18 protein-coding genes are annotated in these 24,956 nt (G+C 44.3%); 10 read left to right on the top strand and 8 right to left on the bottom strand.

The window, feature by feature from the left end; genetic code table 11:
• Positions 1 to 115 precede the first annotated feature (115 nt).
• Positions 116 to 1,270 carry an IS110 family RNA-guided transposase gene (locus KJ365_RS00495; RefSeq protein ID WP_214449579.1) on the top strand — a complete coding sequence of 385 codons (1,155 nt, stop codon included), beginning with the start codon at positions 116 to 118 and terminating at the stop codon, positions 1,268 to 1,270.
• Between the two features lie 372 nt (positions 1,271 to 1,642).
• On the opposite strand, the gene KJ365_RS00490 is transcribed toward KJ365_RS00495, so the two are convergent.
• From KJ365_RS00490 to KJ365_RS00470, 5 genes are all read right to left on the bottom strand, one after another.
• The gene (locus KJ365_RS00490; protein ID WP_214449661.1) at positions 1,643 to 1,861 is read right to left on the bottom strand and encodes a YgaP family membrane protein; all 219 of its coding nucleotides are present in this window, start codon (positions 1,859 to 1,861) and stop codon (positions 1,643 to 1,645) included.
• 14 nt (positions 1,862 to 1,875) lie between these two features.
• Positions 1,876 to 3,207, bottom strand: coding sequence for a hypothetical protein (locus KJ365_RS00485; RefSeq protein WP_352109283.1), 1,332 nt, complete (start codon positions 3,205 to 3,207; stop codon positions 1,876 to 1,878).
• Positions 3,164 to 3,943 (bottom strand): outer membrane lipoprotein-sorting protein, encoded by a 780-nt coding sequence (locus tag KJ365_RS00480; protein WP_214449660.1) that lies wholly within the window; start codon positions 3,941 to 3,943, stop codon positions 3,164 to 3,166. Before KJ365_RS00480 ends, KJ365_RS00485 begins: the two co-directional genes overlap by 44 nt.
• A gap of 2 nt (positions 3,944 to 3,945) precedes the next feature.
• Positions 3,946 to 6,498, bottom strand: a complete 2,553-nt coding sequence (locus tag KJ365_RS00475; RefSeq protein ID WP_214449659.1) for an efflux RND transporter permease subunit — start codon at positions 6,496 to 6,498, stop codon at positions 3,946 to 3,948.
• Positions 6,499 to 6,637: 139 nt separating this feature from the next.
• Entirely contained in the window at positions 6,638 to 7,861 is a 1,224-nt protein-coding gene (locus KJ365_RS00470; protein ID WP_214449658.1) for a DUF418 domain-containing protein, read from the bottom strand.
• A 351-nt stretch (positions 7,862 to 8,212) separates the two neighbouring features.
• Here KJ365_RS00470 and KJ365_RS00465 point away from each other — a divergent pair, with 351 nt between their 5' ends.
• Entirely contained in the window at positions 8,213 to 9,037 is an 825-nt protein-coding gene (locus tag KJ365_RS00465) for an SDR family oxidoreductase (RefSeq protein WP_214449657.1), read from the top strand.
• A gap of 71 nt (positions 9,038 to 9,108) precedes the next feature.
• On the opposite strand, the gene KJ365_RS00460 is transcribed toward KJ365_RS00465, so the two are convergent.
• Positions 9,109 to 10,386 carry a metal-dependent hydrolase family protein gene (locus KJ365_RS00460; protein WP_214449656.1) on the bottom strand — a complete coding sequence of 426 codons (1,278 nt, stop codon included), beginning with the start codon at positions 10,384 to 10,386 and terminating at the stop codon, positions 9,109 to 9,111.
• Positions 10,387 to 10,746: 360 nt separating this feature from the next.
• Between KJ365_RS00460 and KJ365_RS00455 the strand changes: the two genes are divergently transcribed.
• On the top strand, positions 10,747 to 10,923 hold the full coding sequence (locus KJ365_RS00455; RefSeq protein WP_214449655.1) for a hypothetical protein: 177 nt from the start codon (positions 10,747 to 10,749) through the stop codon (positions 10,921 to 10,923).
• Between the two features lie 6 nt (positions 10,924 to 10,929).
• Here KJ365_RS00455 and KJ365_RS00450 read toward each other — a convergent pair whose 3' ends face one another.
• Both KJ365_RS00450 and KJ365_RS00445 read right to left on the bottom strand, forming a co-directional pair.
• Positions 10,930 to 11,511, bottom strand: a complete 582-nt coding sequence (locus KJ365_RS00450; protein WP_214449654.1) for a hypothetical protein — start codon at positions 11,509 to 11,511, stop codon at positions 10,930 to 10,932.
• Positions 11,512 to 11,724: 213 nt separating this feature from the next.
• The gene (locus tag KJ365_RS00445; RefSeq protein ID WP_214449653.1) at positions 11,725 to 13,569 is read right to left on the bottom strand and encodes a cyanophycinase; all 1,845 of its coding nucleotides are present in this window, start codon (positions 13,567 to 13,569) and stop codon (positions 11,725 to 11,727) included.
• 498 nt (positions 13,570 to 14,067) lie between these two features.
• On the opposite strand from KJ365_RS00445, the gene KJ365_RS00440 reads away from it, so the two are divergent.
• From KJ365_RS00440 to KJ365_RS00410, 7 genes are all read left to right on the top strand, one after another.
• Positions 14,068 to 16,986, top strand: coding sequence for a TonB-dependent receptor domain-containing protein (locus tag KJ365_RS00440; RefSeq protein ID WP_214449652.1), 2,919 nt, complete (start codon positions 14,068 to 14,070; stop codon positions 16,984 to 16,986).
• A gap of 81 nt (positions 16,987 to 17,067) precedes the next feature.
• Positions 17,068 to 18,585 (top strand): putative basic amino acid antiporter YfcC, encoded by a 1,518-nt coding sequence (gene yfcC, locus KJ365_RS00435; protein WP_250883951.1) that lies wholly within the window; start codon positions 17,068 to 17,070, stop codon positions 18,583 to 18,585.
• 358 nt (positions 18,586 to 18,943) lie between these two features.
• Positions 18,944 to 20,200: an efflux RND transporter periplasmic adaptor subunit gene (locus tag KJ365_RS00430; RefSeq protein WP_214449651.1), complete on the top strand. Its 1,257-nt coding sequence runs from the start codon at positions 18,944 to 18,946 to the stop codon at positions 20,198 to 20,200.
• A gap of 66 nt (positions 20,201 to 20,266) precedes the next feature.
• Positions 20,267 to 21,010, top strand: coding sequence for an ABC transporter ATP-binding protein (locus KJ365_RS00425; protein ID WP_214449650.1), 744 nt, complete (start codon positions 20,267 to 20,269; stop codon positions 21,008 to 21,010).
• Between the two features lies 1 nt (position 21,011).
• A complete protein-coding gene (locus tag KJ365_RS00420) occupies positions 21,012 to 22,325 on the top strand; it encodes an ABC transporter permease (RefSeq protein ID WP_214449649.1) in 1,314 nt (437 codons plus the stop codon).
• A gap of 24 nt (positions 22,326 to 22,349) precedes the next feature.
• The gene (locus KJ365_RS00415) at positions 22,350 to 23,558 is read left to right on the top strand and encodes an ABC transporter permease (protein ID WP_214449648.1); all 1,209 of its coding nucleotides are present in this window, start codon (positions 22,350 to 22,352) and stop codon (positions 23,556 to 23,558) included.
• Positions 23,559 to 23,591: 33 nt separating this feature from the next.
• Positions 23,592 to 24,956 (top strand): sigma-54-dependent transcriptional regulator, encoded by a 1,365-nt coding sequence (locus tag KJ365_RS00410; RefSeq protein WP_214449647.1) that lies wholly within the window; start codon positions 23,592 to 23,594, stop codon positions 24,954 to 24,956.

The raw sequence follows: 24,956 nt of genomic DNA, 5'->3' as shown, positions 1-24,956 counted from the left end.
ATAGACATTATGACTCCCTTCAAAAGTGCTAGTCTCCGCATTTTCGTGGGTTAGCTACAATAGCCAGTGCCATAAATAATTGTCGATTAAACATTATATAAATTTGGAGACTAGCATGAATAAACATAGCATAATTTTTATTGGATTGGATACTCATAAAGAATTTCACGAAGTGGCGTATTGCGAAGATGGTAGAGGGAAAGCACCGGTTCATATGGGACGCATAGCCTCTTCAAAAGTAAGCGTGAAAAAGCTTGTGCGTCAGTTTGAATCCAAATACCCAAACGCAACTCTGCACTTTGTTTACGAAGCAGGCCCTTGTGGCTATTGGATTTATCGGTTTATCACCAGCTTAGGTCATTGTTGTTATGTGGTAGCGCCGTCACTCATTCCTAAAAAGCCTGGTGATAAAATAAAGACCGATAGACGCGATGCACTTAAGCTCGTGAAATTACTAAAATCTGAAGATCTATCCCCCATCTATGTCCCCGAGCCGGAAGATGAGGCTGTACGTGATTTATCTCGTGGCCGTGAAACAGCCATGAAAGATTTAAAGGATGCAAAGTACCAATTAAAGGCACTTTTGCTGCGAAACAATATTCACTACGACGGAGTGGCTAACTGGTCTAAGAAACACCTTCGTTGGCTCACTGAAATGGTACTGCCGCATCCTGCACAGCACATCGTGTTACAAGAATACATTCAAACCATCACTGAACGAATACAGCGCTTAGAGCGACTCGATAATGAACTTGAACATCAAGTACGTCAGTGGCGCTATTATCCTGTGGTCAAGGCGATTCAATCTATGCGAGGAGTAAGACTATTGGTTGCTGTTGGTGTAGTGGCTGAGCTGGGTGATTTAACCCGCTTTGACCACCCAAGAAAGCTAATGAGTTATTTAGGTCTGGTGCCCTCAGAACATTCCTCTGGTGGTAAACGCCGTATTGGGGCCATTACCAAAACAGGTAATGGCCGTGCACGACGATTACTTATCGAAGGCGCTCATAGTTACCGATTCGCCGCTAATATCTCTACCGAGTTACAAAAGCGACAAGAGTGCTTACCCAAAGATATTTTGGACATTGCTTGGAAGGCGCAACTACGATTGTGCAAGCGCTATCAACGCATGAGTAAGCAGGGCAAACACTACAATTTAATCATTGCAGCGATTGCCAGGGAGATGGCGGCTTACATATGGGCGATTACCAAAGAAGTGGTACTCACACCGGTCAATCCAAAATTGCGCACTAGTAGAGTGCCAGCATGATAAAGAGTTTTAAGCTAGCGCATTTAGATCAGGCCGCGGATGTGGTGCAACCTCCGAGGGTGTTAGGAAGGCAATAAACAACACGTTTTTGACCCACGAACATAGAGTGATGAGAAGGCACTGCGGCGGAAAAAGTAAGGTCAGCTCTGCTTATTGAAAAATAAGTAACCTACGGATACCAGCATGTAAACCGACGACAATACTGCCTCATCTGATGCGTTAGCTTAATTTTTAAATATCTTATGGACCGAAAGAATGTCACAGGATTGTTTTGTCAAACTTGACAAAGGGAGTCATACCAACATGTAAGTTAAAGGCGAGTGTATTTGGTGATTACAAATACACTCGTTATATCACCTCTAATCACGATTGTTATGATTTGCCAATCGCCAACTCTTTTTCGGTTTTAAACCCAAACACTTTGCGCAATATAATGGTTGCTGGGCAAAACCCAGTAAAGCTTTGTTGGAATAAATTGGCCCCAATAAAAGCGGTAAACCAAATAAAATTAGGGTGTACCCAAACGGTAAGGGCAAGCGATAATAAGATCATAAACCCAGCAAAGGCGGTTAACGCGCGTTCTGCAGACATAATTTCCTCTCTTGTTAATAGTAGTACTTAAACCGAGCAAACAGATTGCTCGCATCTTCAAACTGATTGAAGAACGTATAAGGCTCTTCTCCGTAAAACACATTGAAGCCCGCCGACAGTTTCCACTGATCAACGGGGCTATAATCGACATTGAACTTCAGATATCCATCATCATCACTTGTTGAATAAAAATTAAACAGATTCAGCGTAAGGGTTTGCTGCAAAGCTCTATAGTTAAGGCGTTGCGTCAATACCGTTCGATTTTCATTAGGTTCAAAAATTGGGTTGAATGAATTATCTTGCAAGCGACCGTAATCACTTGTTCGCTCTACGTACCACTGCAGCGAGCCGGTTAGATTTTTTACCAGTTCTTGTTCATAACCCACTAAGTAGCGTGTTTGACTATTAGATATGAGCGGGTTAATGCCTTGTTGATCTTCAAGGGAGTCATAATAGGCTATCTCTACGTTTAACAAACCACTGGCAAATGTAGTGATAGCACTGGCACCATAAACTTCGAGTTCGCTGAAGCTTGGTTCACCCAGTTCGTTAAAAGCAGATGGGGATTTGTGGAAGCCTTTGTATGCATAAAAGGCATAATCGACGGCATTTATGCTCTTATAGATTCGCAGCGCATATTCTGGTGATTTTGCTTGCTTTACATTAAAGCCAGGCGCGATATTATTGCCAAAAATGGGCGAGAAAAATGAGAAGTAGTCGCCGTTGATGTAGTTGTCTGGGGTAAACTCGGGGGTAACAACAAAGTCGATATTTGCCCAATCAAAAAAGCCTGATACTTTGGCTGAAAGTGATGGGGCTTTGAGGTAATCATCGTCTCGTCCTGCAAAGAATGATTGAAAATCCTTTGGAAACAAATCGTTTAAAAAAACGTAATCGCCGGTGCCCCAAGTGAGAATTTGCTGGCCGACTTTGAGATCAAATTTACTGCCCCAGTCTCCAAGAGCACCGAGGTTGCCTTGCCATGCAAGCTCGCGTATTTGCACGCGCGTTTGATCAAGTACACCGTCGTAATAGATATCGCCAGTAAACTCGATACTTGAGCGGCTAAAGTCTTTATCCCATTGCACTTGGGCGCGCAAATCTGCGAGGGTTTTATCACTGCTGATCACGGGGTCAGAGGATAGGCGAGCGCCTAAAGCGACTTCAAAAAAGCCTGTAAAAGCACTTTCTTCTGATATCTCTTCGCCCCAGTCATCCATGGCCCATTCGTCATCTTGCGAGTGAGCCGAACTGTAAAAAAGCATTAGTAAAGGCATCAATGCCAACATACGACGCTGCATATTAATTAAGCCACTCTCTTGGCGGGTTGCGTAAACTGCGCTCACTAAAGATGTCGTCAGTTAACCCTATGTCGTAGGATATGTTGCGAAACTCCATCAAGGTATATGCACCGCTACTAAGATCACTCACTTTAGAGCGCACCACAGTAGGAAAGCCTTGGATATTCTCAACTGACACCGCTTCGACACGTCTGTAGTTGTTATCATTCTTAAAAAAATCAATCAGCATCGGTAGCATGGTATTTTTATCGATGGTGACCACGTAATGATCAAATTCAACACTGTCAGGCGCTTTTGGCGTGGCCTTTAACACGTAAGCACTATCGGTTTCTTCTTGAAGGCTAAAGTTGTCTTCTAGAATGGCTCGGCCCGACACGTCTTCATAGAAAAAGTGTGACCCTACAAAAGAAGTACGTTTGTCACCCGCTGAAATACGTTTGACTAAGTCCAGTGCAGGTAGGTAAAGCCAACGGTCATCATCGGTGTCGAGGTTTGCCTTTTTCTCAACTCTAAATACGGTGTCTTTTACATCCGATGGGCGGGAGAAAAAGACCATCATTTGCTGGTCGCCATTATCTTCAATATCGCGGCGTAAAATCGTAAACTGACGCATCTGCTTGCGTCCTTGTGAATCTACAATCATCATCCGCGCATCCGAACGCCCATCTTGTCCGCTGTAGTATGCGACTTTTTCAGATTGCTGAATAATTGCATCCACATCAACCGCGCCAACCTGCATTGTGACGCTAAGGGCAATTACGCTCAAAATACTTTTTAACATGATCAAACTCCTTTCGTTTGAGGCTTAAATACGATGCTTTTACTTATGGTCATTACCGCAGGCAAAATGAGTAGGGTGACTAAGGCTGAAATCGCCATGATGCTCGCTAAGAAAACACCCACGGTGATGTAAGGCACTAAAGGAGCAAACAACAAAGGGGTGAACCCAAGCGCAATGACCAAAGCGTTGCGCGTAATTGCGGTAGCGGGCTCATCAAACATCAAAGCAAAGGTGTGTTTAACGTTTTGTGTTTGTTTAAATACTTCTCGTGCACGCTCTAAAAAGTGGATGGCAAAGTCTACTGACAAGCCCAACGTCAGGGCCGATAGCACCGCTATTGGCATATCGTAGTCTTTGCCGATAATGCCTATTAGCCCGTAGATAAAAGTGATGGTAATGGTAAGCGGCAGCATTGCCAGCAAGCCAAATATGATAGAACGAAACAGCAGCGTCATCATAATAAACACAATAACAAAGGCACTGATCAAGCTACTGAGCATGCCTGCCACCATGTTGTCTTGCCATATCACGTTGATATAGGCCTTACCTGCCCAACCCAAATTAACGCCGTCGGGTAGAGGATTTTGCACAAGATAATCATCTACCAAGCTTATGATTTTGGTCATGTCTTGGTTATCACCAGAGGTTAATTGCAACCAAATTAAGGATTGTTGGTAGTCTGGCGTAACAAAGTGCCATAAATCGTCAGGACGATGTGAGGATTGATATTGCAAAAGGGTTTGCGCCACAGCTTGCGGCGAATTGGGAATTTGGTAGTCTTTTTGTTCACCAGAGCGAAGCTCTCGATTCACGACTTTGGTTACATCTGCTAACGAGTTAGATTTGCCGACCAAACCAGATGCTTGCAGATATGCCTGCAATTCAGAGATATAGCTCAGTAAGTTTGGCGATTGAAAAGCTTTTGACTTACTTAAGCTGGTTTCTACTCGGCCAATAAGTGCATTTAAGTAATCATCTTCTTCATTGGTCACATCATTAAAAAGCTTATCTTCTATATTGATAATCAATTGTTGATATTGTTCGCTAAGTGGCTGGTCTGAAAGTATCGCGTTTTGCTCCGCTGACCATGCTATTAGACTACTCGGCAATTCCTGCTGCATAATGTCTGTTATGGGCACAAGCCTATTTTCAGTATTCAAAACAATATAGGCATCGTACGTTCCTGCAAAATTTTCATTTAGCACTTTATCGGCCACACGAATTTCGTGATCTTGTTTAAACCAACGTACGGGGTTGTCGTTAATCTGTATTTGCGTAATGCCCCAAGCAGATACTACGAATACGCTAGCAAAGCCTACAATCAATAACCCTTTGAATCGCATTGCTACGCGGCCTAAAGACTTCGCAAACTGAGCAATTTTACTGCCGCCTTGGCTGTCATGCATGACCTCTTGGAGCTTGTTCAATGACGCTGTATTCATGCGGCTAAGGTAGGCGGGCATAAATGTGATGGTGATCACAAACGCTAATAAGATGCCGCTACCCACAAAGGCACCAAAAATCTGTACCGGCGGAATAGGCGTTAACATTAGTGAATAGAAACCTACCGATGATGTGATTGAGGTATAAAGCATCGGCGTAAACAGATGCCCAATGACCTCTTCAATGGTTGCTTGTAAATCTTCTCCTGGCTTATAGCGATCACTAAATTCAGACAAAATATGCACCGAATCGACCACTGCGATTGGCATTAAAAATATTGCAATCATAGAGGACATGATGTGCACCGTGTATCCAAGCCCAATAAGCGCTCCCATGGTGATCATGACGGTCGCCATTGCGACAATCATTGGTGCAATAATCAAAGGAATATTTCTAAAAAACACAAACAATAAGACAAAGATTGTGAGTCCGGCTAGAGGAGCTGAGATCCCCATTTGAATAAACATCTCAAAGCCAAATTGATCTTCAGCCACAGGTAAACCTGTAATGTACCAGTCTGCAGTATCTTCCAGCCGATTGATTTCAACTCGAATCTGTTCAGCAATTTGATAACTCTGATTCTTATCAATGATAGGTACATAAATCGCAGCGGCCTTTCCGTTTGTAGAGGCTAGGGTGTCTTGCAATAACGGTAGCCTAGCCAAAGACGCTTGAATTGCTTCGCTTTGCGCTATGGTTTCAGGTGGTTTGTCCATCATCCATTCAAAACGGATGGTGCCTGGGGCAGATTGCGTAATATTATCAACCGTCGAAATGGACATCAGATCAGCCGATACAACGCCATCAATTGACAATATTGACTCAGTTATGTCATAAATGTCAGTCAGCAGGGCAGGGGTAAAAACACCTTGTTTACTCGCATCATCTACTACACCGACTACGATCGCATCATGCATTGCAAAGTCAGCTTTTACTTGGTTGTGAAACACCCTAGCTGGATGGGCTGCATCCAGCATATTCTCTGGGTCTGTGTCGATTTGTATGCGCGGAATTTGAGCCGTAAATGCGACCGCTAAAACCAATAATATGGCATATACCAATTTAGGTTTTTGCGTACAAAAATGTACAAGATGTTCCGTTATTTGCTTCATATTTGTTAGCTTTTTTATATCAGTTAAATGCTCTAATACAAAAATTAAGCCAAAATTTACGAACAGGTGTTGTGCTCTTCTTCTTTTACAATCATGTGTTTATGCGCTGCATTTAATAAGCGCGCGTGCAAGGGGTGACTCAACGCTTCAATTTGAACCATTGACCATAAGTGAGGACCCTCCAAAGCCATTCAACGGGCCCAAATTGGAAATGCTTGAGCCATATATTTGAGAGAATAACTTGTAAAACGAAAATCAATATCGCAATCAAAACAAACGAAGCGGGGCCATACTGAATTGCTAAGCCAAAGCCTATCCCATAGAAAATGCTAATCCCCAAAACGGTTTGCATCAGATAATTGGTGAGTGCCATTCGCCCTGGAGAAGCGAACATCTTTAGTAGACCGCTGTTGTTGTTCCAAAGCTTTACAAACAAAGCGATGTAGGCAAATCCCAGCGGGAATACTGCTAGTGTATAGGCTATAACAGAGATATACCCTTCGGTTGAATGGGGCTGAAACGAATTTAAACCAGACAAGGTACTATACGCGATACTAGAAGGCAGCCCAATAATTAGTCCAATCACAATGGTTCTGTTGATCAACTTTTCATCGTTAAACAAATGATTAGTCACTAAACGACGGCCTGCCCACATGCCCAGTAACATGACGGCAAATACTTTAGGAATCCTCCAGGTATCGAAGTAATAGCCTATTCTGCCTGTGCCGAGTTGGGTATTTAATTCAAAAAACCTTAACAAGTCGGTCGTATACACCACCTCATAAAAGCCCGCGAGAAAACTGCCAGCATTTGCTTGACCACTCACAAATTGCCCTGTCAGCTCATACAAACCAAGTGATGGGTTAATATCTAGCGTCCAAAAAGCCCAATAGCCAATCACTGGCACTAAAAAGAACGCCGCCGCCAAATAGAGTATCTTGGTATCACTTAGATGACGTACGAAGAATAATGCAAAGCCTAATACGGCGTATAAAGTGAGAATATCACCCGCCCAAAAAACGAAATGATGCAGCAAGCCGATGATTAATAAAATACCCAACCGTCTAAGGTAAATATAGTTTGCGTGATCACTTGCTTTGGCTTGAAGCCTTGAGAGCTGCAGAGCAAATCCCAAGCCAAACAGAAATGAAAAAATCGTGTAAAAGCGTCCGTCGATGAAAAATAACATAAACGAATCGTAAAGTTCTGCACCCGCAATGTTTAGCTTTGCATCATTATCAACAAACAGCCAGCCTGCGAAAAAGGGGATATTCGCAAAGAAGATCCCAAATAATGCGAAGCCTCTTAACGCATCGAGTACGTCATGGCGCGATGTTTCGGGTCTGCTCTCACTCTTTAGCATGGTCAATCCTTCGTAGGTATATTGAGTAGAAAGTTACTTTTTATCCGCGCTATATTCCATCGCTCTTACATTTTGTTTACTTTTCAATCAGAAAGCTAGTGTTTATTCATTGAGCTGAAAATAGTTTGTTGGCGGATGGTGTATTTAGTTTGATACCAGATCATGATCTGTGCGTAGTCATTACGCAAGTTGCTTGCGACGAGGTAATAGCCTCCCTGTATTATCATTTAGGACAATATGCTGACGTGTATGCTGTTCGCCAGTGCCAGTGAGAGCACTACAAAAATTCCTGCAAGCATATATATTAAAATCAAATGTCAAAGGCATGTAATTTAGGTAAGGGCAGTACAGATGACGATTAATAAACGTATTTTTATTACAGGTGGCGCAAGCGGTTTAGGTAAGGCCATCGCGATACACTACGCGAAGCAAGGATATGCCGTTGCCATTGGTGATATTTCGCAGCCAAACCTCAATGCCACCGAGAGTGAGTTACGTGAGTTAACATCCGATGTGCTTGCGCTTGTGTGCGATACAACCTCAGAAGAGAGCTTAGTCGAAGCCCGCAAAAGCTTGGAAGAGCAATTTGGTGGTGTCGACATATTGGTAAACAACGCCGGAGTGGCGGGCACTTATGGCGATATCGGCAGTGTTGAATTAGACGCATGGCATAAGGTGTTAGACGTGAATTTAATGGGCGTTGTGAGAGGTTGCAAGGTGTTTGCTCAGTTGTTTAAGCATCAGCAATCTGGGGCCATTGTAAACATTGCTTCTATGGCAGGAATACTCACACCACCCAATTCTGGCGCTTATAATGCATCGAAGGCAGCAGTGATTGCACTAAGTGAAACGGTTCGTTTTGAATTATGTGCCTACAACGTGAGCGTGCATGCAGTGTGCCCTGCGTTTTTTAAAACCAACTTGACTGACTCTATGCAAGGCAATCCCAAAGCAAAAGCCTTTGTAGACCGAGAAATGGCAAAATCTACCATCACTGCTGCAGATGTTGCGGCAATGATTGATAAGCAAATCCAAAGCAATAAGCTAATGTTGCTGACGCATAAAACAGAACGCCGCCTGTGGCGTTTAAAACGCTTTATCCCATCGCTATATGAGAGGTTACTAACCAAAGCGTTTTTAAAAACCATCAAAAAGCAGATTGGGTCTAAAGCATAGGTGTCATTTGCTGAACACTATTAAGCAGATGACGCGAGCGTATAAACAAGTATAAGAAATCAACGAGCTCTTCATAATTGCTTATAGATAACACCCTGTTTCATAACAAACGAAACTGACCGCATCTCACTAATATCATTTAGCGGGTTACCCGGTATGGCGATAATATCGGCTCGCTTTCCAGCCGAAAGCTCCCCTCTATCGTCTACGCCAAGGAGCTTTGTTGCGTGAATAGTGGCCATTCTCAAAGCGTCTATTTCGGAAATACCCATACGTATCAGGGCCTCAAATTCAAGCGGTGTATCTCTGTGTGGAAATACACCATTGTCTGATCCAAATGCCATGTTAACACCTGCCTCATACGCTAGCTTGAAGCTTCTGGTGACCAACGGCTTCAGATACTCATTTTTTGCGACAGTGGCGGGTGGCGTGTCGGGTGCAAGTTCAAATTCGTTTAAATAGGCTTGAGGTACTAAAAACGTGCCACGCTCTTTCATCAAATCGATTGACTCGTCAGATAAAATTGACCCGTGTTCAATTGAGTCTACACCCGCTCTAATAGCTGCATTGATGCCATCTGTGCCGTGGGCATGAGCGGCTACTTTTAAGCCTAGTTTATGGGCCTCATGCACAATTGCTTCAAGCTCTTCAAGTGTGTATTGCTGAGCGCCTATTTCAGCGTTTTGTGAAAATGAAAACACGCCGCCGGTCGCGCAGATCTTAATCACGCGCACACCATGTTTGGCCTGATAGCGAACAGCTTTCATCGCCTCATCAACGCCATCGGCAATACCTGCCTCAGGCCCTAACTCCATTACACCAGGTGCAAAGCCTGTCCAATCGCAATGTCCACCGGTAATCGATATCGCATGTCCCGCGGGCCAAATATCTGGGCCTGGCATATGACCGGCTTCTATGGCTCGCATCAAAGCCACATCAGGAAAGCCAGGCTGTGCGCCAACATCACGTACTGTGGTAAAGCCATTCTCTAGAATTTCTCGCGCAAATCTGACACCTTGCAGCGCCCAGTCGGGCGCCGTTTGACGAACTGCCGCTGTGGTCCACTCATCACCGGTAAAATAATCACCGGTGATATGCGTGTGCATATCTATCAGGCCGGGTAAGAGCGTTTGGTTACCTAAATCGATTATTTGAGCACCTGAAGGCAGGCTAGATGGGTTGACTGATTCAATCACGCCATCTTTGACCAAAATTACCGCCGGCGAGACTATTTTCCCACTTCTTACATCCAGCATGTTGTTTGCTTTTACTACTATTATTTGCGCCACAGCGCTCTGGGCGAGTAATAGGAAGATCACTGATAGGCTGATACTAAATTTGAATGACATAAGTTAATCCTTTAATACTTGCGTATTTGAGAAGCATATTGAATTGAATATATACCTGTTTACATGCATTGTGTTGTGTGGCTGGTGTTCTTGCTACCATAGTCGTAGTTTGTAAGTTGATCTTGTATGGGGGAAGCTAAACATTTGAGAGCAAAATAAATATATTAGTTACTATCAATTGTCGGTTAGGGCGGCCATTTTCGCCGAGTATAAACCGATGCAAAGTGTTAAGCGGATTTACACTTTCTTACAATCAGTGTGTTGAATACCCGTCATCACTACCTATACTCATTGCTATTGTATTGATTTAGGCAGTCGACTAAAGTGTGTGCTTAGCAGTTCAATGAGGGTATTAATAAAATGAAAACAATAGCGAGATGGGCAATACTAGCGACCATATTGATGCTGGCCATTGGCTGCTACATGATTGGCGCAAGTACGGGCATCTTCCTATTAATTGTTGCTGGGGTGCTATTGGAGGGAGCATTTTGGTTCGCAACGTTGCGAACAAAGAAAAAGGAGCCGAAGCTCCTTTGAAAAAGACTATTTTCTAGATAACCTTCGAATAGCTAAAAATGATAAGCCAAGCAAAACCAGAACGGATGGTTCACTAACCGCTTGAGCATTTACTTCAACTGAGGCACGAAAACCTCCTGGACCGCCTCGATTGCCCACATCGAAACTAAGCACGTTTACGCCGGCCAAAAACAATCCACTCGTCGAATCTGCCGAGAAGGCCGTAAGGTAGTTAAAGTTAGCTGTAATAACATCTGGCAACGACGACAGCACTGTGCCGTTCAAAGCGACAGTACCTACGTTGTCGATTCCCCAAAGGCCAGAGAGGTCGGCTGTTGCGGCATCATATCCAGTTAAGTCGAACGTAAACGTAAATTGCAAATCATCAAACTGGTCAGCATTCTCTGCCCATACCCAACCTGATGCAGGAGAGGTTGCACCGCTAAAATACGCACCGTTCGCAACGTCGACGACGGTTCCTGATACTAAGTCTATATTACCTACGCCGGTAGTACCTGTACCACCTTGAAGCACTAAAGCGGCGCTTGATGTAAAGCTTAGGCCTAATAATACGGCAGAACATAATACTTGCATGAACTTGTTTTTCATTTACTTGTAACCTGTGTTTGTATTTTGCATCAAGTTAAGCAAAAAACACGCCGTCATTTATTATCTCTTTAATTCAATGGGTTATGTTTATAAGGCGACCTATCAAACGGTGCTTTGTAAAAAAAGCTGACAGACATTAGTCACTTGATTTTTCATCTGCATCTCCGTCATTTAGTAAAATAGATACGAGCATCGCCCACTATTCATCGCAGCTTATAAATCAATATCGTTACTCGCACTCACCACAAACGGTAAATACAAATAACCACAGTGCTTACGATCAGCGTCAATAAAAAACTGCGTGGCAGGCTCGGGAGCAATGACATAATCAACGCCATCAATTTGCCAACTTGTCATCTCTTTGCTGCCGCAGTATCGCCTTGTGCTGTTGCGCCATATGCCCGCTGCGGCTTCACCTAGTTTTTTGCGACTCTCAATTGCGTTAGCCCCTTTTGTAACCTGCCAAGCTTGCGTGGCTAATTCAAAACGTGCTCTGCTACCCGAAAACAAATAATGACTATAGCCTGCGTAGGTAGAGGCTAATTTACCTTGATTAAGATTTTGCTGGCGAGCATGATTGTTGCCATCTACAAAAAATACACCTTGCTCTCCAATTACTTCAAAGTTGGCAATACCATCGTTAAACGAATAGAGAAGGGCGGTTGTTTCATCTACGCCTGCAGCCAGTGGTGTTTGCGTCGATAAGGCTAACGCAATGAGGCGGCCCTCACGGTCGCGCTCAGAAAAGTGTGTATCTAAAGTACCAAGTTGAAATAAGCCTGAACCGCCGGTTGGCATAAAAGTAACATCATCTGCAAACAGTGCTGAATCGCAACTTGTGTCATTACATCGTGTGCTTGGGGCCAGAGCTGGGAATACGCCGCGCTTCACTGCGAACTCACTAGTACCATTCGATATCATAGGAATGGGTTTTTGCGCAAAGTGCCTGCCTGCTTGCACTGCTGTGCCTGCGCTAGTGCCCCCCACTATCATCTCAAACGCACCGACTTTATTGGTAATTGCCTGCCAAAATGGCATTGCATGGCCATCGGGGCTAAATAAACTGGCAAGTGTTTTACTCTGGTCACCACCGTTAAAAAATATTCCCTGACTGTTTTGTACCCATTGCATCAGCATATCTGGGTTGTCACATACTTGTGTTTGCAAAGCGGTTCGCTGCGGATAAACACGCTCTCGGTCAAACAAATCAAACTGCGCGCGAACCTGAGACAAATGTTGACAAGCGGTTTCAGTGCCGGATGATAGCGCGGTAATAAGCGCTTGGTCGATGGGCAACCAAGTCGTTTTTACGCCTAAAGACGTAAACGCTGACTCATAAAAATCTGCAACCTCAAATGCGTCTCTAGACGAAGACGTTGCAACGAGAATATGCGGAGGTTGATTTGCCGCTTTTGCTAGCGCCTTTACCTCATCCACAAAGCGCTGATAAATCTGCACTGAATATTGGTTTTCAGTGCTAAGCACATCGGCGACCTCTTTTTTGCGTTGCCCATTTTGATTAATTTGTGCTTTCTCCAAATGGTCAAGCAAAGCAAAATATGGTTTATCAGAAAGTGCATCTACCTGCTCAATAATGTCGATTTCTTCAAACAGAGCAAATAATTCTCGACGTGTTAGAGCGTCTTCTTTCGGCTCTTTCCGTAGCAATTTGATAATTGGAGTGAGCGTAAGTGAAACATCTTCGAAAGCTGAATTTTGCAAAAATATTTCTAATCTATCTAGTGAGGCTTTGTTAACCTCATATAAGATGCTGGTTTTGGCAGAATCATCAAAATTATGCCCACGACAATTTCGTGTGGAATAGCTTGAGCAGGTGCTTAAGGACCCTCCTGCCAAAAGTAATTGGTAAGGCTTGTCTTGCTCAATATGCAATTGCTCTGTGGGCGAATTTGCCATCGCTGATGACGTATATGTGATAAGCGTTGCGGTGAGCAATAAGCATTTCGACAAGCAACGTGATCGTCGCGTGGTGACGCGTTGGTCGCAAGAGAAAACGGCTAATCGTTGTTTTACATATTTAAGCAGATGTATTTGCATTTGGATTATAATTCCTAATCGTTTATTTTCTTCTTTTTGCGCGACCAAACACACTTGAAACTAGCATAGTCTACAAATTTTAGCTTTCGAGAAAGTTGACTTATTTTTACAGTAGTGTTAATTCTTTAAATATGTCAACCGCTTTAATTCGGCGCGCAATACAACAAATGCATAACGCATTGGATTGGCGTTTGAACCAAAACGGGAAGGCTACAAGCAAACACGCTTACGCAAATGTATTGTGATATCTTTCAAATGAAAGTCACAGTAAGTGGCGTGAACATAAAATGATTCTCAAAGAGACATTATGATAAAAAAAGCCGCTAATTTGAGCGCGTATCTATATCAAAACTTTTACTTGTCGGAGTGGTTCGACGAGTAACCCCAGCATTTCATAAGGTGCCCCTGCGCGCCGCCCTAGTTCTATCCAACTTAATAATCGTTTTATTGCGCACGCTCTGGTGAGTCTGTTGCGCATGAAGATCAAAGGACAACTTTATGAAATTGCACCCTATCGCCATTGCATGCGGTTTATATTTAAGCCACAGCATCGTTGTAAACGCACAAGAAGAACCGACTGAGCCTAGCGAACAAGAAGCCGTAGAAGTGATACAGGTCACGGGTTCAAACATCCGCGGTGTCGACCTTGAAGGCTCGCAACCCCTCACTGTAATCAGCGCACAAGATATTGAACGTTCAGGTGCGCTAAACCTTACAGAGTTACTGCGTACCGTTAATCAAACCCGCGGCGGAACCGGCACGTTTAATACCGCTCAAAGCGGCGCGACCTCCACCAGTACACCCGCTGGTCAGGCTGCTGCAGCCTTGCGTGGCATGGGACCATCTTCCACCCTAACTTTAATAAACGGTCGACGCATTGCTGCGAGTTCCTTTGCTTCAGGCACAGAGAACTTTGTCGATATCAACAGCATCCCTCTTGCGGCGATTGAGCGAATTGAAATACTCGCCACAGGCGCATCCGCAATCTATGGTGCTGATGCTGTCGCAGGCGTTATCAACTATATTTTGAAAGATGATTTTGAAGGCTTTGAATTAAGCGCACAGTATGGCCAGTCAGAAGTCTCGGCTGATGAAAGTGAAATTGGCTTTCAAGCATTCTATGGTACTGCTCTAGGAGGGGGTAACTTGTCTGTGTTTGCGGATTATTTTGACCGCAAAGCAGTAAAAGCAACCAGCCGTAACAGCACTGCAACGCCAGTATTGACAAGCAATTATTCATATTTGCCTAAGAATACGCCTAACATTTACTTCAATTCAGTACGTTCGGGTAATGAAATAGGCAATCCAGATTGCGCCACACCGTTTGTGACTACCGAATTTGGCGAAGAAATTTGTGCCTACTACTCCAATGAGGATGATTATTTAGAAACCCCGCTGCAAAGTGCATCGATTGGCTTTAACTATGCGCTTGCCCTTGGCGACATAGATTGGACCACTAATTTTATTTATACCGATACTTCGTCTACTTCATTTTCAACGCCTGCGCCTATCAACCAGGTGGATGATAGAGAGGGTCCGTTTGTGGATGAGTCCGTGTTGGACACCCTTTCGCCAGACTTTATCACGGTCGATGACTTATTTATCGACCCATTTGATACACCCGCTGGTCGAGAGCTATTTGGCTTTAGCTTCGACGCGAGGTTTTCAGACCCGCGTACTATTGAGATTGATACCAAGGCCATGCGTTTAGTATCTGAGTTAAGCGGTAATTTTGACAATTGGGACTGGCGAAGCGGTATCACGTTGTCTCGCTCAGACTCTGAACAAGTGGCAACGCAGGGCATTTATAATCGCTTCAAATACCATGCTGCTATTGCAGGAGAGCTCTGCTCAAATGGCAATATTGCGAACTACGATGAGGATACCGATAGCCTGAGCTGTTCAAGTGGGTCATTGCTTGGTATGTACAATCCGTTTTTTCCTAATACCTCTGACAATCGTGCAATCTTAGATTTAGCCCAAGAGCGACCGACTCGCGACGGCGAAAGTACCTTGTATGGGTGGGATGCCACTATTAGCGGTGAGTTGTTTGAACTTAACGGCTATTTAGTGAGCGCTGCGTTTGGTGCAGAAATTCGAAGAGAAGAAATATCAGATATACCGTCACTTAATGCCAGAGCGCGAGCCGATAACGACTACTTGGTGGATGTTTTTGGCTTTGGTTCTAGCTTGTCTCAAGCAGATAGAACGCAATGGGGAGCATTTGCCGAATTCTTAGTGCCGCTTTCAGACACGCTAGAGTTAAATCTTGCCGGTCGTTTTGACGATTATAACGATTTTGGTAGCAGCTTTAATCCAAAGGTAAGCTTTGCCTATAGGCCTATTGAGTCGGTGGTGTTACGTGCATCATGGTCTACAGCCTTTAGAGCGCCGTCACTGACCCAAGCGGGTGTGCAACTGCGCACGACAACTGCTGATTTTGACTGTGGCGCAAATCAAACGATTGCAAATTTATACTGTGAAGGTGCGGGCTCGCTTCGTGGAAACAATGTGCTAGAGCTGGGCAATCCAAACCTGTTGCCTGAAGAGTCTGAGTCGTTCAGTGTAGGTTTTGCCTACAGCCCAACGAAAAATACTGACCTGACCATCGACTATTGGTCGTTTGATCACCAAGACCTAGTTGATACCAATATGACCGGTGTATTGGCGGCCGCACTAACCGATGCATCGTTACGCCATTGTGGTTTGGTGCCTGAAGGCGAAAGAGGGATCAGCTATGACCCGTTCCTTTGTGATTATACGGATGCAGCGGGTAACACCATTGAAGATGACGGTGCAAATTTAAGCCAAATCCTTGACGAGTGGATTACTTTTGAAAACCCGCGCTTTGAAGAGCTACCGTTGTTTAGAGATCACGTGTTGTTGCTCGATAACACCGGTACTCAAGAAATCAGCGGGCTGGACTTTTCTGTTTTCCATGCGCTTGTTTTTGACCAAGGGCAGCTAGAACTCTCGTTGCGCGGAACACATTACATTAGCTTTGAGCGCAATATTCCAGGGTCTGATGCCATTGAAGAGCTTGCAGGCACTTATCAATACCCTGAGAATGTAGGTAACGCAGAAATATTCTGGGTGCAAGATGATTGGTTTGCCGGTATTACTATTTTTTATACTAGTAGTTATGAAGATGATGTACAGGGGCTTAGAGGCAGAGAGATTGATGAGTTGTTAGATCTTGGCCAGCTTGATGAGAATGAAATGCGAGACGTTGCTTCGTGGACAACTGTCGATTTCAGCGCTGGCTACTATTTTGACAAAATGGATGTCAGACTGCGCATTGAAAATCTACTCGATGAAGATGCTCCTGTAGCTTATGGATCTTCTAGAGGGTACGACAGCTTTAACCATGACCCATTTGGAAGACGATTTACAGTATCTGTGAACTATCGCTTCTGATAACCTGAAGGCGGCATAGGTTGCCGCCTTTTTTATAAGTATCATCTAACCAATCGCAGCAAAACAAATGACGGACGCATTATGAAACAGACTTCGACAGAAACGGAGCTAACCGCAGAAAAGAAAAGCGCGTTTTCTAGCATGCCCGACGCATTTGTTATTTTATTTATGGTCATTGTACTGGCAACGGTGCTCACTTACGTGCTTCCGGCTGGGTATTTTCAAACCGAGCAAGTCGTTAAACAAGTCAATGGCGAGCAAGTCACGCGTACGCTGATTAAACAAGATAGCTTTCAATTCGTTGATGACGCAAACGCTAGCGCCAGCCAAGCCCCTTTGTTTGCGACCGGGGACAAGGTAGGTACGTTTAATTACGCCTTTGAAGGATTGGTCTCGGGCAATAAATATGGCTCTGCTGTTGGGGTGGTTGCCTTTATTTTAGTGGTGGGCGGGGCGTTTGGCATTGTCATGCAGACGGGCGCTATCAACAACGGCATTTTGGCTTTAATCGACAAGACAAAAAGCGCAGACATGGTCATGATCCCGCTATTTTTTGTGCTCTTTTCCCTCGGTGGCGCAATTTTTGGCATGGGCGAGGAGGCAATCGCCTTTTGCATTATTTTAGTACCCCTGATGGTGGCACTCGGATACGACGCTGTTACAGGCGTACTAATAACCTATGTTGCGACGCAAATCGGATTTGCCACAAGCTGGATGAACCCGTTTTCGGTAGCCATAGCCCAAGGGATAGCAGACGTGCCATTATTATCAGGGCAAGGCTTTAGGGTGGCACTATGGTGCGTATTTACCGCAATTGGCTTAGGCTTTACGCTTTGGTATGCGTACGGCGTTAAGGCCAATCCCGAGCGTTCCTATAGCATTAGTAGCAATCATTTCTTTAAAAAGCAGCAACAGCAAATAGAAAGTCAGTTCGATAAATTAGACGCTCTCATATTGCTTGTGTTCTTCAGCGGTATTATTTGGGTTATTTGGGGCGTGACCCAGCATGCTTATTACATTCCAGAAATTGCGAGTCAATTTTTTACGATTGGTGTTGTAGCTGGGTTTGTTGCTTGGATAGGCAAGCGGATGTCGGCAAATGAGGTATCCAATGCCTTTCAACAAGGCGCGAAAGACCTCTTGCCAGCGGCTCTGATTGTTGGGATGGCCAAGGGAATTGTACTGGTGCTAGGTGGAGACGAAGTGACCTCACCTAGCGTACTGAACACTATTTTATTTTATTCTAGCAACGCGATTGGCGAGACCAGTTCATACGTGAATGCTACAGCAATGCTAATGTTTCAAGCCGTGTTTAATTTCTTTGTTGCTTCGGGCTCTGGTCAAGCTGCTATCACTATGCCGCTAATGGCCCCACTTGCTGATCTAGTTGGCATTACGCGTCAAACAGCAGTGCTGGCATTTCAATTAGGCGATGGGCTGAGCAATATAATTATTCCCACCTCTGCGTCTTTAATAGGATGTTTAGGCGTTGCCCGAATAGATTGGAGCGTTTGGTTTAAGTTTGTATGGCGTTTCTTTTTACTATTGATTGCGGTTGCAGTAGTGGCGATGTGTATCGCAGTCGCAATTTCTTTCTAATTTCCTCTGTTAAATGCTGCTGGCGCGTCAAAGTGTTAGTCCAATAAGCGTGGGCTCACAACAGGTATTTATTCTCCTATTTTAAAAGTGTCCGCTGCGGACACTTTTTCTGTCCGCGGACACTTAAAATCCTTCCTTTAATTCAAATAAAACATTAAAAAACAATAGTTTATAGTTTGGCATGAAACTCGCTATCATATTTCGTAATTACAATGTAAATGCTCTAATGCGGCTTAGCTTAAACAGGACTCAAACATGATTGCTACTTACTTTCTTCTTGCTCCACTCACCGTGCTTGTGTCTGCTGGCCTCATTGCGTTGATCGAAACGCGCATCACCGACTAATTAAGGGAATATCATGATCCAGGATACCAGTGCACAAGACATCGAAATTGACTCAAAGTCGAATGTCAAAAAAGTTATCTTTAGTGTCATAGCGGTTATTTGCCTTGTTTTTATCGGGGCAAAAATGTTGTTTAGTGCACCTTCTGCTAATCGTTCAATCGATAGAGCATCCGTGCAAATAGCCACCCTCGAAATGGGGGATTTAGTGCGCGATGTAGCCGCCACTGGTCGCATAGTCGCCGCTAATGCTCCACAACTTTATAGCCCTGAACAAGGTTACGTAGAATTAAAAGTGCAGGCGGGAGATACCGTTACTATTGGTCAGGTTGTCGCAATCGTAGAAAGCCCACAATTGCAAAATCAGCTAAAGCAAGAGCGCTCTGAAATGCAACGATTAGAAGGCGAGCTTGCTAGACAAGAGCTCGATGCGCGTCGTCAAACTTTACAGTTGACCAAAACCCTTGATTTGGCTGAAGTTGATTTACAGGCGGCCATGCGCGAGGAGCGCCGGGCGCAAGCTTCTATTGTAAATAACTTAATTTCTCAAATTGATTTAGAAAAAGCGGTGGATGACTTAGCTCGTGCCAAATTATCTTTCAAGCATGCTCAACAAGAAGTGGCGTTGGCTACTGACACCCTCGCTTTTGAGTTAGACAGCGCACGCAGCACTGTTGCACGCCAAGCACTGGTAATAGACGAGTTAGTGCGCAAAACAACTGACTTGGAAATTCGCGCTACGGTAGATGGTGTGGTGGGCAACCTGTTATCTCAACAGCGTTCATTGGTTTCCCAAAATGCGCCTCTTATGACTTTAGTTGACTTAAGTGCTTACGAAGCTGAATTAAATGTAGCAGAAAGCTATGCGAATGAGTTGAGCCTAGGTATGCCCGTAGAAATTAGCATTGGCGGGCAGAAGATTGTAGGGCAATTATCAGGCATTTCTCCTGAGGTCACTAATCGCGAGGTCACTACCCGTGTGCGCTTTGACCAGCAGGATATTGCGGGCATCCGTCAAAATCAGCAGCTGTCAGCGCGCATTTTACTTGAGAACAAAACCGATGTGTTAAAAGTGCGCAGAGGGAGCTTTGTTCAAGCTGGCGGGTTTGTCGCTTATAAACTAGAAGGCGATGTAGCCACCAAAATCGATATTCAACTAGGTGCTAGAAGCATGCGCGAAGTTGAGGTGTTAAGTGGTCTTTCGGCTAACGACCAAATCATTATTTCAAATTACGACGAATTTATTGAGAGCGAATCGGTGCTGCTTAACTAAAGCAGACCCGCCTCCATAACAAACATTAAAACAAATACATCAGCGCGAATTATTAAGGACATCACTATGTTATCTATGAAAAATATCAGCAAAGTTTACCAAACAGAAAAAGTAAGAACACACGCACTTCGTGATTTTGATTTGCAAGTGAACGAAGGGGAATTTATTGCCGTGACGGGCCCATCAGGTTCAGGAAAGACCACTTTTTTAAACATTGCCGGCATGTTGGAAGGATATAGTAGTGGCGAGTACCTGTTAGATGATGTCAATGTAGGTCAGTTGTCGGACAATCAACGTGCCGATTTACGTAATCAAAAGATTGGTTTTATCTTTCAGGGCTTCAACTTAATTCCTGATCTTAATTTATATGAAAACGTTGAAGTACCGTTGCGTTACCGAGGTATTAAATCGGCAGAACGTAAGCGTCGTATTGAAGAGTGCTTAGAAAAAGTAGGGTTAGGTAGCCGAGCAAAACATCTACCCCAGCAGCTATCAGGTGGTCAGCAGCAGCGTGTTGCAATCGCAAGAGCGTTAGCTGGACAACCTCGGTTTCTATTAGCCGATGAACCTACCGGTAACTTGGATAGCTTAATGGCGCGCCAAGTAATGGAACTTCTTGAAGAGATTAACCGCGACGGTGCCACCATTGTGATGGTCACTCATGATCCAGAGCTTGCTCGTCGAGCGCCTCGCAATATTCAAGTCGTTGATGGCCAGTTAGCTGATTTCACACTCTATCAGTCTCGTGAAAAAGATATACTCACGCCAAATCCTCAACTTAACCCAAGCTCTAACCCTGCGGAGGCCTAAGATGTTTGTTCATTACTTAGATTTAGCTTGGCGCAGCTTTAAGCGCACGCCGCTGGTATCAGTATTGATGGTAATTGCCATTGCAATCGGCATTGGTATTACCATGACAAGCCTTTCGGTGTATCACATGATGGCGATGGACCCTATCCCTCATAAAAGTGACAAGTTGCATGCTGTGCAGCTAAAGGCGATGGACGATGGGGAAGAGTGGTGGACAGAAGATAATATTCCTACGCAAATCACCTACAAAGATGCGATGTTTCTCAATGATGTTGACTTGCCGTTTCGTAAAACAGCGTCAACACGCACAGGCTTTACGGTGCACATGAACTCTAGCGATGTGAAGCCGTTCTTGGAGAGCGCACGTGTTACTAGTAGTGAGTTCTTTCCTATGTTCGATTTGCCATTCTTGTATGGGGGTGCATGGACTGAGCAACAATATCAAAGTGCCTCACCTGTAGTCGTGATTAGTCAAAGCATTAATGAAAAGCTATTTGGCGGTGAGAACTCAGTGGGCAAACAGGTTTATTTGGATGATCAGGTTTTCCAGATAGTTGGAGTCATCAAAGAGTGGGATATCCATACTAAGTACTATGACCTGAACAATGGGGCTTTCAACTCAACTGAAAATTTGTTTATACCGCTGTCTTTAATTGAGGCTAATGAACTGGCGACCTGGGGCAACACGAACGGCTGGAAGTTTGAAGAGATTAACACTTTTCAAGAAAGACTTAACTCCGAATTGCTGTGGATGCAGTTTTGGGTCGAACTTAATAATGCGCAAGATAAACAAGCATTTGGTGACTACCTCAATAACTACTTAAGCGAGCAAGCAACGCTTGGACGATTTGAGCGAGAAAGCCCTAAATTTGCATTACGTGATGTAAATGAATGGATGGCATATAACAATGTCGTGTCAGAAGATAATCGTTTATTAGTAGGGCTAAGCTTCTTATTTTTAACCGTATGTTTAGTCAATATCCTTGCTTTGTTGTTAGCTAAATTTTTACGCAGAGCGCCTGAAATTGGCGTGCGCAGAGCGTTGGGTGCAAGCAAGTCACAGGTATTTGCTCAGCATTTAGTTGAAGTATCGATGTTGGGGTTCTTCGGCGGAATAGTTGGCATTGGCATTGCCCAGCTTGGTTTATGGGGAGTGCGTTCTACTTATAGTTACTTTAGTGCGCTGGCCACCATGGATATAAGCATGTTGCTTGCTGCCCCAAGCATCGCTATTGTTTCTTGTTTGATTGCCGGTGCTATTCCAGCGTGGTTGGTATGCAAAACACAACCTGCCATTTACTTAAAAACCCAATAAGCTCACTTTTAAAGGACAGATATCATGTTAGAGATTAAACCAATATTTAATGCCTTACTGCGCTCCAAAGTGAGTACGTTTTTACTTTTAGTTGAAATAGCGATTACCGTGGCTATTGTAAGTGTGGCTGCCTTCGTCATTGTTGACCGAGTTAACTATCTACAACAAGAAACAGGCTATCCTGAGGAATCCCTCCTGCACTTTAGCGTGTTAACGTTTGGAGATGTTGATCGCATGCAGCAAATAGAGTTAGACGAACAGATGCTACGCAACATTCCGGACGTTGAAAACGCGGTGTTCATGCAAGATGTTCCCCTCTCTGGCAGTGGCTCCGCATCTAGCTTTAATTCACAACCCGATCCCGAAATCGAAAACAATAAAAGTGTTCGGGCGGCGTACACTGCAGGTGATGAAAACATGATTGATACGCTTGGCGTAAATCTGATTGCAGGCCGCGATTTTAATCCAGATGAAATAAAGTACGGTTTGTCGATGGAGAACCCCCCTACGGTAATAATCGCTAGCAAAGCCTTCGTAGATGAGATGTTTCCTGAAGGCGATGGATTAGGTCAAACGGTCTATTTTGGACCGGCGCCTATTAAAATTATTGGGATTGTAGAGGAAATGAAAGGACCTTGGTTACAGGATTCACGAGCAGACAACATGGTTATATTTCCTTATGTCGAAGTAAGAAGTTTTGACCATTATGTAGTGCGCACTAATCCTGAAGAGCGCACCGCTATAAAACGCCAAATTGAAGAATTGATGCTAGCTAACTATGATAAACGCGTGATCAACCCCGCGATTGGTTTTGATGAGGCAAAGGCGCAGTACAATGCCGGTGACATATTGATGGCACGCATGCTGATGGTAATTATTGTCGTGCTGATTATGATAACCATTGTGGGTATATTTGGTCTAACCTTGTTCAATATCAGCAAGCGTACTAAACAAATTGGCACGCGCAGGGCCCTTGGCGCCCGCAAATCTGATATTGTTAAATACTTTTTGGTAGAAAATGCCATGGTCTGTATCGTTGGGCTGGTGGTTGGCTCAGCGGGTGCGGTTTATTTAGGAACGCTATTGTTACAAGAATATTCCTTGCCAGCATTAGATAACGCATTCATTCTATACACGGCGGGCTTTGTATTTTTGATTAGTCTAATGTCTGTTTTGGTGCCAGCGAACAGAGCGGCCAATATCTCGCCGAGCATCGCCACTCGCTCAATATAACAAGAAAATGAAACAACGGCAGAGAAGTAATACGTGAATAAAAAAACAGTTGAAAAAGTCTTGATCGTTGATGATACAACGGCGGTGCTTCAAGCACTGTCGTTGCTACTCGAAATTCATGGCTACGATGTTGTTACAACCAATTCTCCTGAGCAAGCAATAAGTATCGTCAATCAACTGCGTGTTTCGTTGGTGATTCAAGACATGAACTTTACGCGGGATACAACCTCTGGAGAAGAGGGCAAAGCGCTGTTTGAATCGCTCAGAGCGCTTAATCCGAATTTGCCCATTATCCTTATTACTGCATGGACGGATTTAGAGCAGGCGATTGAATTAGTGAAAGCCGGTGCCGCTGACTATATAGCCAAACCTTGGGACGACCAAAAATTGCTCACCAGCGTTGGCAACTTAATTGAGGTAGGTAAGTCACGTCAACAAACCGAACAGCTTGAAAGACACAAAGCAGCGCAAAAGCCCTCACAGACTGCTGCCGAGCAAGTTGGACTGATTTATTCAAGCACCGCTATGCAGCGAGTCGTTGATATGGCTATTCAAGTAGCAAAATCGGATATCTCGGTACTCATTACAGGTGCAAACGGTGCCGGAAAAGAGAAAATTGCCGAGCTTGTTCAGGCGCAGTCTTCATTAGCGAACAAACCTTTTATAAAAGTGAACTGTGGAGCACTCCCGCCAGACTTGATTGAGGCAGAGCTTTTTGGTGCAGAGGCTGGCGCATACACAGGTGCAACTAAAGCCCGTATCGGCAGATTTGAAGCCGCTGACGGCGGTACTTTATTTTTAGATGAAATTGGCAATTTGTCGTATTCAGGACAAACCAAATTGCTCCGTGTGCTGCAAACTGGGCAGTTTGAACGCCTTGGTTCAACTAAGACAATGCAGGTGGATGTGCGAGTCATCTCCGCAACTAACGCAAATTTATTGGAACAGATTGCCAACGGAGAGTTTAGAGAAGACTTGTACTACCGCTTAAATGTGATTGAGCTACAGTTGCCAGCGTTGGCAAAAAGGCCTGAAGATATTATGCCATTAGTGCAATACTTTTTACCGGCCAGGGAATTAAGCTTGTCAGCTGAGCAAGCTTTATTAACACAGTCTTGGCCCGGCAACGTGCGTGAACTAGAGAATGCCTGTAAACGCGTTGCCGTGTTAAAACCACAAGGGATTATTGAAACTGAAGACTTTGCCTTTAGGGAAGATGTTATTCAAAATAGTGCATCGGTTGACGCGCAAAATCAAATGACGCAAGAGCCAGACAAAAGTGCTTTAGAGAATGCTATGCGAGAGCATCAAGGTGTAATCGCGCGTGTAGCTAGGCAGTTTGGGATGAGCCGCCAAGCGCTGTACCGACGCCTCAATAAATTCGGCATAGATTACTAG

This window comes from Glaciecola sp. XM2 (assembly GCF_018595715.1).
Lineage (GTDB): Bacteria > Pseudomonadota > Gammaproteobacteria > Enterobacterales > Alteromonadaceae > Glaciecola.
The sequence above is the reverse complement of the archived record's forward strand: the minus strand, read 5'-3'. Positions and strand labels throughout refer to the sequence as shown.

Bases quoted from the DNA above. Each gene is read 5' to 3' on its own strand.
- KJ365_RS00495 (WP_214449579.1), top strand. From the start codon at position 116: ATGAATAAACATAGCATAATTTTTATTGGATTGGATACTCATAAAGAA.
- KJ365_RS00490 (WP_214449661.1), bottom strand. From the start codon at position 1,861: ATGTCTGCAGAACGCGCGTTAACCGCCTTTGCTGGGTTTATGATCTTA.
- KJ365_RS00480 (WP_214449660.1), bottom strand. From the start codon at position 3,943: ATGTTAAAAAGTATTTTGAGCGTAATTGCCCTTAGCGTCACAATGCAG.
- KJ365_RS00475 (WP_214449659.1), bottom strand. From the start codon at position 6,498: ATGAAGCAAATAACGGAACATCTTGTACATTTTTGTACGCAAAAACCT.
- KJ365_RS00470 (WP_214449658.1), bottom strand. From the start codon at position 7,861: ATGCTAAAGAGTGAGAGCAGACCCGAAACATCGCGCCATGACGTACTC.
- KJ365_RS00465 (WP_214449657.1), top strand. From the start codon at position 8,213: ATGACGATTAATAAACGTATTTTTATTACAGGTGGCGCAAGCGGTTTA.
- KJ365_RS00460 (WP_214449656.1), bottom strand. From the start codon at position 10,386: ATGTCATTCAAATTTAGTATCAGCCTATCAGTGATCTTCCTATTACTC.
- KJ365_RS00455 (WP_214449655.1), top strand. From the start codon at position 10,747: ATGAAAACAATAGCGAGATGGGCAATACTAGCGACCATATTGATGCTG.
- KJ365_RS00450 (WP_214449654.1), bottom strand. From the start codon at position 11,511: ATGAAAAACAAGTTCATGCAAGTATTATGTTCTGCCGTATTATTAGGC.
- KJ365_RS00445 (WP_214449653.1), bottom strand. From the start codon at position 13,569: ATGCAAATACATCTGCTTAAATATGTAAAACAACGATTAGCCGTTTTC.
- KJ365_RS00440 (WP_214449652.1), top strand. From the start codon at position 14,068: ATGAAATTGCACCCTATCGCCATTGCATGCGGTTTATATTTAAGCCAC.
- yfcC (WP_250883951.1), top strand. From the start codon at position 17,068: ATGAAACAGACTTCGACAGAAACGGAGCTAACCGCAGAAAAGAAAAGC.
- KJ365_RS00430 (WP_214449651.1), top strand. From the start codon at position 18,944: ATGATCCAGGATACCAGTGCACAAGACATCGAAATTGACTCAAAGTCG.
- KJ365_RS00425 (WP_214449650.1), top strand. From the start codon at position 20,267: ATGTTATCTATGAAAAATATCAGCAAAGTTTACCAAACAGAAAAAGTA.
- KJ365_RS00420 (WP_214449649.1), top strand. From the start codon at position 21,012: ATGTTTGTTCATTACTTAGATTTAGCTTGGCGCAGCTTTAAGCGCACG.
- KJ365_RS00415 (WP_214449648.1), top strand. From the start codon at position 22,350: ATGTTAGAGATTAAACCAATATTTAATGCCTTACTGCGCTCCAAAGTG.